This is a genomic window from Massilibacteroides vaginae (genome assembly GCF_900178525.1).
Taxonomy (GTDB): Bacteria; Bacteroidota; Bacteroidia; order Bacteroidales; family Tannerellaceae; genus Massilibacteroides; species Massilibacteroides vaginae.
This window is the reverse complement of sequence record NZ_FXDJ01000008.1, coordinates 73,608-87,990: the sequence shown is the minus strand read 5'-3', so window position 1 is coordinate 87,990 and position 14,383 is coordinate 73,608. Positions and strand designations below refer to the sequence as shown.

At 39.4% G+C, this 14,383-nt stretch carries 12 protein-coding genes; 4 read left to right on the top strand and 8 right to left on the bottom strand.

The annotated features are described in order from the left end of the window. Positions 1–22: 22 nt before the first annotated feature. A complete protein-coding gene (gene holA / locus B9Y81_RS05850; protein WP_085536076.1) occupies positions 23–1,045 on the bottom strand; it encodes a DNA polymerase III subunit delta in 1,023 nt (340 codons plus the stop codon). 10 nt (positions 1,046–1,055) lie between these two features. Next, positions 1,056–1,832, bottom strand: a complete 777-nt coding sequence (locus tag B9Y81_RS05845) for an AMP nucleosidase (RefSeq protein ID WP_085536075.1) — start codon at positions 1,830–1,832, stop codon at positions 1,056–1,058. Positions 1,833–1,878: 46 nt separating this feature from the next. Between B9Y81_RS05845 and B9Y81_RS05840 the strand changes: the two genes are divergently transcribed. Continuing rightward, positions 1,879–2,328, top strand: coding sequence for a type I restriction enzyme HsdR N-terminal domain-containing protein (locus B9Y81_RS05840; RefSeq protein ID WP_085536074.1), 450 nt, complete (start codon positions 1,879–1,881; stop codon positions 2,326–2,328). On the opposite strand, the gene B9Y81_RS05835 is transcribed toward B9Y81_RS05840, so the two are convergent. The 6 genes from B9Y81_RS05835 to B9Y81_RS05810 all read right to left on the bottom strand — a co-directional run bounded on the left by B9Y81_RS05835 (position 2,313) and on the right by B9Y81_RS05810 (position 11,149). Further along, entirely contained in the window at positions 2,313–4,064 is a 1,752-nt protein-coding gene (locus B9Y81_RS05835) for a glycoside hydrolase family 9 protein (RefSeq protein WP_245832408.1), read from the bottom strand. The genes B9Y81_RS05840 and B9Y81_RS05835 overlap by 16 nt on opposite strands. A 112-nt stretch (positions 4,065–4,176) precedes the next feature. Next, a complete protein-coding gene (locus B9Y81_RS05830) occupies positions 4,177–4,407 on the bottom strand; it encodes a hypothetical protein (protein ID WP_085536072.1) in 231 nt (76 codons plus the stop codon). A gap of 154 nt (positions 4,408–4,561) precedes the next feature. Further along, positions 4,562–5,776, bottom strand: a complete 1,215-nt coding sequence (locus B9Y81_RS05825) for a tetratricopeptide repeat protein (RefSeq protein ID WP_085536071.1) — start codon at positions 5,774–5,776, stop codon at positions 4,562–4,564. A 42-nt stretch (positions 5,777–5,818) separates the two neighbouring features. Further along, positions 5,819–8,380: a DNA gyrase subunit A gene (gene gyrA, locus B9Y81_RS05820; RefSeq protein ID WP_085536070.1), complete on the bottom strand. Its 2,562-nt coding sequence runs from the start codon at positions 8,378–8,380 to the stop codon at positions 5,819–5,821. A gap of 254 nt (positions 8,381–8,634) precedes the next feature. Continuing rightward, the gene (gene fumC / locus B9Y81_RS05815; protein WP_085536069.1) at positions 8,635–10,026 is read right to left on the bottom strand and encodes a class II fumarate hydratase; all 1,392 of its coding nucleotides are present in this window, start codon (positions 10,024–10,026) and stop codon (positions 8,635–8,637) included. A gap of 673 nt (positions 10,027–10,699) precedes the next feature. Continuing rightward, a complete protein-coding gene (locus tag B9Y81_RS05810; protein WP_085536534.1) occupies positions 10,700–11,149 on the bottom strand; it encodes a cupin domain-containing protein in 450 nt (149 codons plus the stop codon). A gap of 320 nt (positions 11,150–11,469) precedes the next feature. Between B9Y81_RS05810 and B9Y81_RS05805 the strand changes: the two genes are divergently transcribed. From B9Y81_RS05805 to B9Y81_RS05795, 3 genes are all read left to right on the top strand, one after another. Next, the gene (locus tag B9Y81_RS05805) at positions 11,470–11,850 is read left to right on the top strand and encodes a winged helix-turn-helix transcriptional regulator (protein WP_085536068.1); all 381 of its coding nucleotides are present in this window, start codon (positions 11,470–11,472) and stop codon (positions 11,848–11,850) included. Between the two features lie 389 nt (positions 11,851–12,239). Beyond that, positions 12,240–13,589, top strand: coding sequence for a dihydrolipoyl dehydrogenase (gene lpdA / locus B9Y81_RS05800; RefSeq protein ID WP_085536067.1), 1,350 nt, complete (start codon positions 12,240–12,242; stop codon positions 13,587–13,589). Between the two features lie 9 nt (positions 13,590–13,598). After that, positions 13,599–14,342, top strand: coding sequence for a lipoate--protein ligase family protein (locus B9Y81_RS05795; RefSeq protein WP_085536066.1), 744 nt, complete (start codon positions 13,599–13,601; stop codon positions 14,340–14,342). The last annotated feature ends 41 nt before the right edge of the window (positions 14,343–14,383 follow it).

Below are 14,383 nucleotides of genomic sequence, written 5' to 3'. Positions count from 1 at the left end.
GAGACCAACTAACTAAAACCGATTAATGTAATATCGAATATATTAATTCCTTCAACAATTCCGCATCAGTGGCAGAACTATTACCTATTCCTTTAGAGCGGGCGTCTGTATCCCGTATGGCGCCGATAGTTCTAAAAACTTTCATCGCAGAGTAATTGCGCACACCAAAAACATAATCCTTTACAAAGAAAGCACTGCGCAGACCAAGAGCCGCCATTAAGCCATTCTCGGTTCTGTCTTTGGAATAAAAACAGATCAACAGGTTCGTGAAATAATTGAATAAAACAGGCAAAGTCATCTGAATCGGATTGTTTTTCGGATTTTTTTCAAAATACTGTATAATCCGGTTCGCTTTTAATACATCTTTTATAGCCAAAGCCTTGACTAACTCAAAACTATTATATTCTTTGCTTATCCCTATGTTTTGCTCTATTAATTCAGGCGTAATCCGGTTGGAGCCTTTTTCGGAAAGGATGATTGCTAATTTATCAAGTTCTTTGACTAAACGTCCCAGATCATTACCGATGTAGTCAGACAGCATTTGAGATGCTTTCTGATCGATATCCACTTTCCTTTGCTGTAGAAGTGCGGTGATAAATCCCGGCATTTTATAATCAGGAACTTTCTGAGAGTTGAAAACAACCCCAACCTTCTCGGCCGTACTTGCCAACGATTTTCTCCGGTCGAGCGTTTTATATTTGTAGTTAAGAACGAGGACAGTCGATTTCAGCGGATTCTTCACGTAGTTGGATAACACCTCTATATCACGGATCATCTGCGCTTCACGCACCACAACCAATTGGTATTCCGACATCATAGGAAATCGTTTGGCTGCATTGATTATGCTTATCGCATCCGAATCAGCCCCATACATAATGATCTGGTTAAAGTCACGTTCAGACTCCCCTACTACAGAATTCAGCAACAATTCTGTAATCTGATCCATAAAAAAGGGTTCGTCTCCCATCAGGATATAGACCGGACTGAAATTTCGCGCTCTTATATCCGATACAATTCCTTCAAAAGTATGTTCTTTTTTAGCCATGCCAAATCAATCACCAACTAAACCTGATATGACGGATCGTTTTCTTTCTGTCAATGATCTGGTGCAGTGCGTTAATACCAAGTGTTACATGTTCGGTCACAAACATTTTCGTTACCTCCCGATCACTTTCCTCTGTTTTAACTCCGCTTTCAATCATCGGCTTATCCGAAATCATAAGCAAAGCTCCGGTAGGTATCTCGTTCGCAAAACCGGCTGTCAGCAAAGTAGCGGTTTCCATATCAATACCCGTAGCATGGGTATTACGTAAGTATTCTTTAAATGAACTATCGTATTCCCAAACGCGCCGGTTTGTTGTATATACAGTTCCTGTCCAATAATCTTTCCCTGCATCGCGGATAGCAGAAGATATCGCACGCAACATAGAGAACGCAGGCAAAGAAGGAACTTCGGGCGGCAGGTAGGCATTCGATGTGCCTTCACCACGTATCGCAGCAATAGGAAGCAAGTAATCTCCCAGGCTATTCGCTTTCTTTAGTCCTCCACATTTCCCTAAAAACAAAACCGCCTTAGGCATAATCGCGGAGAGAAGATCCATAATCGTAGCCGCATTAGCACTTCCCATACCAAAATTAATGATCGTGATACCTTCTGCTGAAGCATTAGGCATCGAACTTTTAGATCCGAGGATAGGTACATTAAAATGGTCGGCAAATAATTCTACATATCTTGTGAAATTCGTAAGTAAAATATATTTATCAAACTCTTCCAGTTTACGTTCCGTATAACGAGGAAGCCAATTCTCTACGATTTCTTGCTTTGTCTTCATTTATCACTACCTTTGAATATGATTATCTAAGGACAAATATAAGTAAATGATCGCATTAAATCTACCGAAGTTTGAAGTTAAAGTATCTGTTCAAAATGGTAAGCCTGTTATATTCGACCGGTTACGCAGAAAATATGTGATTATCACTCCCGAAGAATGGGTAAGGCAACATTTTATCAATTTCTTACTTACAGAAAAGCAATATCCGGAAAATCTTATCGCCAACGAAATAGGAATAAAACTCAACAACACACAAAAACGATGTGACACTGTGGTGTATGACAGATTATTAGTACCGTTAGTTATCATTGAATACAAAGCTCCGTCTATCGATATCACGATGAACGTGTTTGACCAAATCGTACGTTACAACATGGTGCTAAAAGCAAAATATCTGATTGTAAGTAACGGCTTACAACATTTTTGCTGTAAAATAAATTATGATAAGGGTGATTATAGTTTTCTGGAAGAAATCCCCGCTTACTCTAAATTATAATGTAGAGCAGACGAAAAATAAGAAAACAAAGCCTGCCAGTTTATCGCGATTTCATTAGAAGCATAAGATTCCACAATATCAATATAGCATTCATCAGGTATGCTTGATGGGTACGTACAACCATCCTGTTTCCCCGGATTTGGGCCACCAATAAGAAATCCGGGTAAAGGTTCCGCTATCTCATCACTCGCAGATAAACGATGATGGGGATGCATTGGGCTTTTAGAGCCAAACCCGGTTACATAGCAGTATCCGGTTGCGTTTTTCCCCAAGATGTAGTCCATATTTCTCAAAGCGTTCGAGAGGTAATTCCTGTCACCGGTCAGTTTCCATGCATACAAAAAGGTCATTCCCTGAGAAGATGCGGCGTCCGAATTACAACCCCAAAAGAAATCCGTTGCAAATCTGCCGTAGGGAGCATGATATGGAGACTGGTCTGCTCCTTCTATTGAAGCAGCAGCATAACTAAGCAACTGTTCTTGCTGTTGATTTAAAAGCATTTGTATTTCGGCTGAAGTATCAGGTTGCAAACAACGAAGCAAAGAAAAAGTACCCAACGAAGCAACATTACTCCAATCCGGTAGTTTAAATGCTTCCGGTATGTATTTTTTAGCTAAATCAAGGTATTCAGACTTGCGAGTTGTAATATATAATTCAGTCGAAGCCCAGAAAAACTCGTCTTCAACTGATCTGTCACCATATTCTCCTGTTTTTATTTCCGGTTTAAATATCTTATTAAACTCTCCTTGCCTGTAGAACGATTCAGAATGATTCAACGCCCATGCAAAAGCCTTTTCGGAAGCAGCCAACGCTTTATCCGCAAAGCCCGGATAATCGTTATTAAATGCCTGAAAGATACGTGATGCCTGTGCCATAGATGCTGCGAAATCTAAAGTTGCCGTAACGGATTTAGCAACAACATAACGTTGCTGTTTGCATTCTATAGGGGTAATAAAACCTTCAAACACAGGATTAGTCAGTTTGTGATAGACACCTCCGTCCTTTGGGTCCTGCATTGTTAGCATCCAATCTAAATTCCAATGTATTTCATCCAACAAGTCCGGAGTTGAGTTTTTACTTTCGGGGATATTCATATTCAACCCGTTTAGCTGTTCAGAATAGTCCTCATACAAAGAAAGCAGAATTGCAACAGTAAAGCCGGAATTAACTATGTATTTATTGTAATCACCTGCGTCATACCAACCTTTCGACGAAGAAATAACAGCACCTTCCGGTCTTGACGAAGAAGCAGCAGAAGAATGCACAAGAATTTTATCGTCAATGTGTGCAGCTTCTCTATTCCATTTCCCGGCATATTGCTCCTCTATCGGAGTAGATGCACGATGAAAATAAAACGCCTTAACACCAGCTTTTGCCACCTCAGAAAGGACAGACGAATTTATTTCAAATTCATCAGATCGCCCTATCCCGGGTAATTCCAGTCGATATTTGCCGGATGATTCAACAGAAGAAAAATCCAGCACATAAGTGTGTTTATCTGAAAACACGGAACTTCGGGGCGCGGAAACGACAGACGAATAAATAACTTTACCGCTTTCAACATCTCTTACCAGAAATTCATGCGCAGGGGTTTGATCGGTATAAACAGCGATCTTTTCTTCAAGGGGATAAAAACCAAGTTGGTTAAAACGGATAGAATCAATAAGGGGAAGATCCCTCATCCCACAACTTGCAACAAAGAGAAGTAAAAGAATAACAGGAATAGATTTTCTCATAAGATTCATAGCTTTTTAATATTTGTGGTTTACCATTTACGCTATAACAAGCGAATACTATTAAAGCATACAAACTTAATCAAAAAAAGAGAATATAATAATAGTGCGGAGGTTAGAAAAAACGATCAGAAAAGTAGATAGAATCTATTGAATGGATAGAAAATCTTTTTTGAGCAAAATAGTCATGCGTATTGAGATAATAAACCTTACGTGCCACGTCAATATCCACATCCTTAATTTCAGACTTATTCATAACCGGAGATGGATTTACATCTTCCTTATTATCAAATAAAAAAGAATATCCTAAAATGATACAGAAAAAAGAGATTATCAATGCTTTCATAAAAACTCAAATTACGGTTCTAATCATTAAGATGCAATATAAACGTAATATGCTGCATGATATTGTTATTTTTTTTCTCACAACTCATTTTTTTTAGAGAAAAAGCCTTTGCAGAACTCTCTACAAAGGCTTTTATATGTATATGTGATATTACTTAATTATTTAATTTCGCTTCAATTTCTTCAAATTCCTTACCCATATCCAGATTATAGTAAATGCCGCGTAAAGCAGTCATGTATTCCGTATCTTCCGGTTTCAACTGATGTGCTTTCTCAAAATGAGGTAACGCTTTTCTAAAGAATTCTTTCGCTTTAGCAAGTTCTTCCTGATACAATTTATTGTCATTGATCAAGTTGGCTTCTCCTTGTTTATTTACACCTTGATTATAATAAACACGTCCCAGATTTGATAAGATATCTGTGTTTTCCGGATCAAGTTCACATGCTTTTGTAAATGCTTCTTCCGCCTTTGTAAAATCTTTAAAACCTGTTTCATATACACGACCCATCACGTCATATAATTGAGCGTTGTTAGGTTCTTTTGCTATGGCTGTGTTCAAAAATTCAATAGCCTTATCGTTTCTATTTGAATAAATGTAAGTATTAATCAGGTTTAACAGGTAATATTTTTCTTCAGGGAATTTAGTCAATCCTTCTTCCAACGTTTTTTCAAAGTTCACGCTGTCTTTTAGCTGTTCGTATTCGTAGCAAAGGTACTGATATACATCATTCTGTCTGAAGTCTGTATTTTTAGCACGCTCTAACGCTTGAATAGCTTTTTCTGAATCGCCTAATTGAGTAGCGGCAACTGCAGCATAAAACTGAACAGTCATGAAGTTTGAATCTCTTTCTGCTACTTTTTCTCCCTTAAACATAGGTAGATCTGAGATCTCAAGATATTGTTCAAAGAAGTTAGAAGCTTTAGCATAGTCTCTCTGGTCGAAATAATATGCACCGCCATTGATGTAATACACATGATTAGCACTCAAGATACTTTTGATATCTTTTACATGCTTTGGCTTCACTTTTCCTTTTGCATCAGGAAGTTGATCTAACTCATACGCTTTCTTAAAGAAAGGCAAAATAGCACCTAATGCTTCGTACATTACAGGTTCATTAGGAGCAGTACCTAATATCTGTTTTGTTCTTTCAGCACTAAATTGTTGATCTTCAACAAAACCTGCAACAAACCAGGTCTTAGGATCATTTTTAGTCTCTTCGTTCTCTAAAGCACCCTTTACAAGAGTTCTGGCCTCTGCAAAATCTTTGTTTCCTTTTGCAAGGCTTTGCGCTTCGTTCACGGCTTTTTTCTGGGCGAAAGCTGCTGTTGCTGCTACACAGAGAGCAACTGTAAGTAATACTCGTTTCATTACAACTATAAATTTGAAATTAATAATCTTCTATTATTTATTTTATTGTTCAGTTTCAGAAATACTATTTGTTTCGGAAGTTCCATTCACTTCATTTTCATTTTCCGGAATTTCTTCTGATTCCGGTTCCGATAAAACTTTACAAACAGAAGCTATCTCGTCATTACGCTTCTCAAGATTAATCAATCGAACACCTTGAGTTGCACGTCCAATCACACTCAGGTTTGAAACACTTACGCGTATAGCAATACCAGACTTGTTGATAATCATCAGGTCATTCTCATCTGTTACATTCTTAAAGGCAACTAATTTACCGGTTTTTTCTGTAACATTCAATGTTTTAACCCCTTTTCCTCCACGACTCGTGATACGATAGATTGGTTCTCCGTTCTCATCATCCAATGCAGTACGCTTACCATAACCTAATTCAGAGACAACAAGAATTGTATCCGGAGCTTCGTTCTCTTTTTTCTTAATACAGACCATGCCTACCGCTTCATCTATAGAATCATCAGCCAGTCTCATTCCACGTACTCCCGCAGCAATACGTCCCATTTCACGCACTTCAGATTCATGGAAACGAATAGCACGTCCGTTTTTGCTGGCAATAAGCACTTCGTTATCTCCATTTGTCATACATACTCCGATCAGTCCATCGTCTTCACGAAGTGTAATAGCGTTCACACCATTCTGGCGAGGTCTCGAATAAGCCTCAAGCAAAGTCTTTTTGATAACTCCCTTGCGTGTGCAGAATAATAGATAATGTGAGTTTATAAATTCTTTATCGGTAGTTAATCGCTTCACACGGATAAAGGCATTTACCTTATCACCCGGTTCAATATTTAGTAGATTCTGTATCGCTCTACCCTTCGCATTCTTCGCCCCTTCCGGAATTTCATAAACTTTCAGCCAATAACATCTGCCTTTCGCTGTAAAGATCAGCAGTGTGGCATGCATTGACGCCGGATAGATATATTCCACAAAGTCTTCATCCCGGGTTACCGAGCCTTTCGCTCCTACACCTCCACGACCTTGCGCGCGGAATTCACTTAATGGTGTACGTTTAATATATCCCATATGCGAAATGGTGATGATCATCTCATCATCCGCATAGAAGTCTTCCGGATTCAGTTCTTCAGAAGCGTAAACAATATCAGTTCTACGCTCATCGCCGTATTTATCTTTAACTTCCTGTAATTCATCTTTAACAACCTGCATACAAACATCTTCGTTTGCCAGAATTTCATTAAGATAAGCGATTAACTTTTCTATTTCTTCAAATTCCGCGCGAAGTTTGCTTTGCTCCAGACCTGTAAGCTGACGCAAACGCATTTCTACGATAGCCCGGGCCTGAATATCCGACAAAGCAAATGTCTCCATCAATGTTTCGATTGCTTCCTGCGGATTTTTTGAAGCTCTGATAATCGCGATTACCTTATCAATATTATCAGAAGCAATAATCAGCCCTTGTAAGATATGCGCACGCTCTTCCGCTTTTTTAAGTTCGAAACGTGTTCTGCGAAGCACCACTTCTTGTCTGTGATCAATAAACGCTTTGATCATATCCCTCAGGTTCAACTGACGGGGTCTGCCATTCACCAACGCGATATTATTCACACTGAATGAAGATTGCAAAGCTGTCAGCTTGTATAGTTTATTCAGTACTACACCTGAGTTAGCATCTCTTTTTACATCCACAACGATGCGCATACCATTACGGTCAGACTCATCGTTAACGTTCGAAATACCGTCAATACGTTTATCGTTTACTAATTCCGCGATATACTTGATTAGTTCCGCCTTATTAACAAGGTAAGGAATTTCCGTTATGATGATCTTCTCGTGATGATCTTCATGTTCGATTTCCGCTTTACCACGAAGAATAACACGTCCGCGACCTGTTTCAAAAGCTTCTTTCACTCCCGCATAACCATAAATGGTAGCACCGGTAGGAAAGTCCGGAGCTTTTACATGCTCCATTAATTCTTCTATCGTAATTTCTCCACGACTATCAATATAAGCCATCGAAGCATCAAGAACCTCACTCATGTTATGAGGTGGCATATTCGTTGCCATCCCAACCGCAATACCCGAAGCACCGTTTACTAATAAATTAGGAATACGTGTTGGCAGAACGGTAGGTTCTTTTAATGTATCGTCAAAGTTTAGCTGGAAATCAACTGTATCTTTATCAATATCACGCAGCATTTCTTCGGCCAGTTTACTTAACCGGGCCTCGGTATAACGCATAGCCGCGGGACTGTCTCCATCGACAGACCCAAAGTTTCCCTGTCCGTCAACTAATGGATAACGTAAAGACCATACCTGAGCCATTCGTACCATCGCGAAATATACGGAAGAGTCACCGTGTGGGTGATATTTACCTAAAACTTCACCAACAATTCTCGCGGATTTTTTATAAGGTTTATCGGATGTATTTCCCAACTCATTCATTCCGAACAACACGCGGCGATGAACCGGCTTAAAACCATCCCTTACATCGGGAAGAGCACGAGAAACGATTACCGACATTGAATAATCAATGTAGGCCGATTTCATTTCCTCCTCGATGTTAATCTTTATAATCCTGTCTTGATCAACCATTTAGTTTTTTATTAATTACTATCAATATCCAACCCCCAAAAAAGTGCACTAAGGTAAAGTTTTTCCGCGTATTCTAAAAGAAAATAAACCCTTTTTAGCTTTCTTTCTTTTCTTTCAATACTGCTTATTCAGAACCTCTACCCCAATTCACAGATAAAATATTATACAAAGGTAATAAAAAACGATTAGCTGAATAATTTGTACACATAAGATAACGTACTGCCGCTCTTCCGGGCGGCAGTACTCATTATTTATTATAGTCCATGCACCATGTTTTCAGGCTTTACCCAGGCATCAAATTCATCGGCTGTGAGGAATCCGGACTTTATAGCTTCCTCCCGAAGCGTGGTACCGTTTTTATGAGCCGCTTTTGCTATTATTGCGGACTTTTCATAACCGATATGTGGGTTTAGCGCCGTTACAAGCATTAAAGAATTGTTTACCAATTCGTTTATCCGGTTCAGATTTGGCTCGATGCCGCTTACGCAATGATCGGTAAATGAAACAGCGGCATCACCCAGAAGTTGCGCGGATTGAAGAAAATTAGCAGCCAACACCGGCTTAAAAACATTGAGTTCGTAATTCCCATTGGCTCCGGCAAAGCTAATCGTTGCATTATTACCGAATACCTGCGCGCAAACCATTGTCAATGCTTCGTTTTGCGTAGGATTTACCTTTCCGGGCATAATCGACGACCCCGGTTCGTTTTCCGGCAATTGCAATTCTCCGATACCTGATCTCGGTCCCGATCCCAACAAGCGTATATCCTGTGCTATTTTAAAAAGAGCAACGGCCAGTTGATTCAAAGCCCCATGCGTTCCTACAATTGCATCGTTTGACGCCAGCGCTTCAAACTTATTCGGAGCCGTAACAAAGGGATGACTCGTAAATCCCGATATATATTCCGCAACTTTCACATCATACCCTTTAGGTGCATTCAAGCCCGTACCTACTGCTGTTCCTCCTAAAGCCAGTTCCGAAAGATGGTCCAATGTTTTACGTATAGCCTTCAACGCATATCCAATCTGTGCCGCATAACCGGAAAACTCCTGTCCCAAGGTAAGAGGGGTTGCATCTTGCAAGTGTGTTCGTCCTATTTTAACGATATCCTTAAAGGCTTCAACCTTTTCAAGAAGAGCAGTATGTAGTTTCTCCACACAAGGAATCGTATGTTCCACTATCATTTTATAAGCCGCGATATGCAAAGCTGTTGGATAGGTATCGTTTGACGATTGAGACTTATTTACATCGTCATTCGGGTGAACGGGACTCTTCTCCCCCAGTTTGCCGCCACTCAAAATCAACGCTCTGTTTGATATGACTTCATTCACATTCATATTCGACTGCGTTCCGGAACCGGTCTGCCAAATAACCAAAGGAAACTGATCATCTAACTTTCTGTCAATTATTTCATCACAAACAGCAGCGATCAAATCTCTTTTTTCTGCAGACAAAACGCCTAAATCAGCATTCGCATAAGCCGCAGCCTTTTTCAGATAAGCAAACGCATAAATAATTTCTTTCGGCATGGATGCCTCCGGACCTATTTTGAAATTATTACGAGATCTTTCCGTTTGTGCCCCCCAATATTTTTCCACAGGCACATTCACCTCACCCATTGTGTCTTTTTCAATACGATATTCCATATATAACATACATTAAATTTACTTCTCCAAAGTTAATGATATATGAATATCAATTCGTTAAGTTTTATGACAAATATATGATGCTGATATTGTGTGTAAATCATAGGTTGCTTGTGGTTATCACATCCGACATTTAACCGACATTTCCGCGACTCTATACATTTACCCCATTTGTTCTTGTTGGCTTTGCTTGCTTATTCAAATTTGTCTGTGAACCGGATGCAATTATTATGCAATCGTCGTGCAATTTGTGCAATTATTGTGCAATCAACTCATAGAAGCTTCCTGCTCCTTTCCCCTTGTTTATTAGTATGGAAAATCCATTCTCTAATTCTTTCAATTCACTGCTTGCCGTATTTCTTGACACGTCATTCATTTCTTGATACTCTTGAAAGACATTATATATAGAGCTACATCACAGACAAATAGACTAATATATTCCTCCTGCACATTTTGTCACTTTTGCATTTTGTAAACACCTCTTCTATAGAAAAAAAAAATCAGGCAACGGTTTTACGGGAAATCTCCACAACTCCGCTACGCTTCAAGTAGTATCTCCCGTAAAACCCTGTCCTATCCATTGTCATCCTGAGTTTATCGAAGGATCTCATCCCATCTGATTACTATCAAATTAAGCTTTATGCTGAAATTCCTCCAAAACACAAACAACACATCACCATTCAACCTTGTCGTTTAGAATAATACCATCAGCAGCATCTTCAGCAGTGAATGTTTCACCCTTGTACTGCACGCAAAGCATTACAAGTGGCTCCGTACCATTGTTGCGTACTGTGCGTTTGCCGGAGGGTGCTACACAAACAACACTTCCTTCACTGATGGGAAACACTTGTCCGTCCACCTGAAACTCACCCCGCCCGGAAAGGAAGAAATAAAGTTCTTCGTGAGTTTTATGTGTATGGAGAAATCCCGTTTCTGTTCCGGGAGCAAACAATTGGAACGAAAACTCTCCACCCGTTGCCTGCAACGCCGCACCGCCAAATACTTTGCCGGGTATTTTTATTTCGGGACCAAGTTCCAATACATACTCACCCAATTCGTTTAATTTGCCAACATTGATTGCGCTGAAATTTTCTGCAACCACAATTTTTTCGATCTGTTTCATACCAATCATCTTTTTAATTGTACTTTTTTGATTATTAATAAAGAACTTTTGCCAACTATTAATCTTAGAGCCAGTTTAAATTTAAACACTTTTTCTTGATTTTGATGTAAAGTTACAGCCTATAAATATTACTGTCAAGAAGTTACATTTATGTCACATAGTAACCTTTTGCTCGGTTTTACAGAAAGACAGGGGCTTACAAACTCAAAAAAACAAGAAAAAAAATCACATGCAGAATTTATTATACCACCACAATACTTTACTAACTTTGTGTTTGATAGTAAACAACCAGCTGTTCGAGCATAGATTTCCTATTCGATATGAAGAAAAAAGAAGAAAAAAGTTCGATTATCGAGATTTGTCCGGTTCGTAACGTCATTTCACGCTTCGGAAACAAATGGGCTTTTCTCGTTATATTGATTTTAAATGAAAACAAAGTCATTCGTTTCAACGAACTTTGTCGACAGATTCCCGATGTTTCATCGCGAGTATTGTCCGGAACATTGCGAATGCTGGAAGCCGACGGTCTGATCTCGCGAAAGATTTATCCCGTCGTACCGCCAAAAGTAGAATACAGACTTACTGAAGTTGGACTTTCGTTAGTGCCTTTCATTATTCAACTAACCGAATGGGCGCAGACAAATATGAAAAGAATCGTAACTCATCGCAAACAATTTGAATCCAATGCCGGAATGGAATAAGCTAAATGAAGGGCTCTGATAAGGCGACCTGAAACGGCATAAGATTCTTCGACAGACTTTTTCAACATTTGTTCCTAAATTCTATCCTATAAAAAGATCTTTCTATAGATTCTTTTTAAGAATATATCCTTTGTTTTTCTTTTTCTACAACTGTGGAAAAAGCTTTCTATATCTGTGGTAAAGTTTTTCGACAGCTGTGGTAAAGTTTTTCTATATATATGGAAAAAGGAATTTAAAGGATATTTTTATACTTATAATCTTTATATTGCTTTATCAAAAGTATCTATAGAAAGATAAATTATAAATAATGTTGAATAGTATAACTTATTTTCCGTTTGTTTGTTACATAATAAGTTAATAAGTTTTTATACATAAATAATGATATAACCATGGAATACGATTTGGCAATTATAGGAGGTGGTCCTGCGGGTTACAATGCTGCTGAAAAAGCTGCTTTGGGTGGTCTTAAAACCGTTCTTTTTGAACGCAATGCAGTTGGAGGCGTTTGTCTAAACGAGGGCTGTATCCCTACGAAAACCCTTTTATATTCGGCAAAAACATTAGACAATATCAAAGCTGCAGACAAGTATGGAATTATTGCAGGGGGTGATCCTTCTTTTGATTTAGGTAAAATAATCAACCGTAAGAATAAGGTTGTACGAAAACTAACCGCAGGTGTACGCGCAAAACTAAGTTTTAGTGGTGTGGAGATCGTTCAGGGCACGGCTGTTATCACAGGCGAGGAACACGACGTTATTCATATCACATGTGAAGGTCAGGTGTATAGTGTAAAGTACGTGTTGGCCTGTACGGGCTCTGAAACTGTTATCCCTCCTATTCCGGGGTTAGCTGATGTACCTTATTGGACTTCCAAAGAGGCGCTCGACTCAAAAGAGTTGCCGGAATCATTAGCCATTATCGGTGGCGGTGTGATTGGTATTGAATTTGCCTCTTTCTTTAATAGCATGGGAGTAAAAGTGCATGTGATTGAAATGATGCCGGAAATTCTTGGGGCAATGGATAAAGAAACATCGGCTATGCTACGCGCGGATTATGCCAAAAGGGGCGTTAAGTTCTTATTGGGAACAAAAGTAGTTGGCGTTAGCGACAAAGGGGTTCAGGTTGAGAAAGACGGCAAAACGGAGACGATTGAAGCCGATCGGGTATTGGTTAGTGTAGGTCGTCGAGCGAATATTCAGAACATTGGTTTGGATACCTTGCAAGTGGAACTGCTCCGAAACGGCGTAAAGGTAAACGAATATATGCAAACCAGTCATCCTCGTGTTTACGCGGCAGGAGACATCACCGGTTTTTCGTTATTAGCGCATACAGCCATTCGTGAAGGTGAGGTTGCGATCAGCCATATTCTTGGAGAAAACGACCCGATGAGTTATAAAGCAATTCCGGGTGTGGTTTATACCAATCCTGAAATAGCGGGAGTAGGTAAAACCGAAGAGGAACTGCATGCTGAGGGAACACCTCATCGTGTATTGAAACTACCTATGGCATATTCCGGACGGTTTGTAGCGGAAAACGAAACGGGTTCAGGTTTATGTAAAATTATCGTCGACTCGGAAGATCGGATTATCGGCTGTCATTTATTAGGCAATCCCGCGTCGGAGCTTATCGTTCTGGCTGCTGTTGCAATTGATAATGGTTCGACCGTTGAAGCGTTCAGAAAACATGTATATCCGCATCCTACGGTAGCGGAGATTATTCATGAAACACTGTTTTCTTAATACACACAAATGCTTTGTATAGATAATAGAATTACGGACGTTTATTTTAATCTTGCCGCGGAAGAGTTTTTTCTGAAAAATTCGCGTGAGAATGTGTTTATGCTCTGGCAGAACGAACCGGCTGTTGTAATCGGCAAACACCAGGATATTTTTGACGAAGTAAACACAGGGTTTGTAAACGAGAATCAAATAAAAATAGCCCGCCGCTTTTCCGGTGGCGGTGCTGTTTACCATGATCTCGGAAATCTGAACCTTACTTTTATTGAAACAAACGCGTCCGTTAATTTTGACGACTATGTGCAACGGATAATTGATATGCTTGCCTCGTTAGGTATTCATGCCTCGGCCGATAGCCGAAGAGGAATAAATATCGGCGGACTCAAAATATCGGGAAGTGCACAAAGTATCCACAAAGATCGCGTATTGTTTCATGCTACGCTTTTATTTTCAACCGATCTGCAACACTTAATCACGTCTTTAGAAAGTCAGCCTGTACAAAACAGACTAAAAGCAAAACGAAAGGTCTCTGTCAAGTCTGTGAAAAGTCCGGTAACGAATCTGTCTCAACATCTTCCACCGGCTTTTAAGCTGGATGAAGTGAAGGAGTATATTCTTAACTATTACACAGCGAAAGAAACCGAAAACAACATATATACTTTTACGGAAGATGATATTCACAGTATCAGACAGCTGAAAAACATAAAATATGCTACAGAAAGCTGGATTTATGATGGTGAATTCTTAAAAATGTAAAGCGTTGAAAACTTTATATATCTTCCTCTTGTTCAATGGGT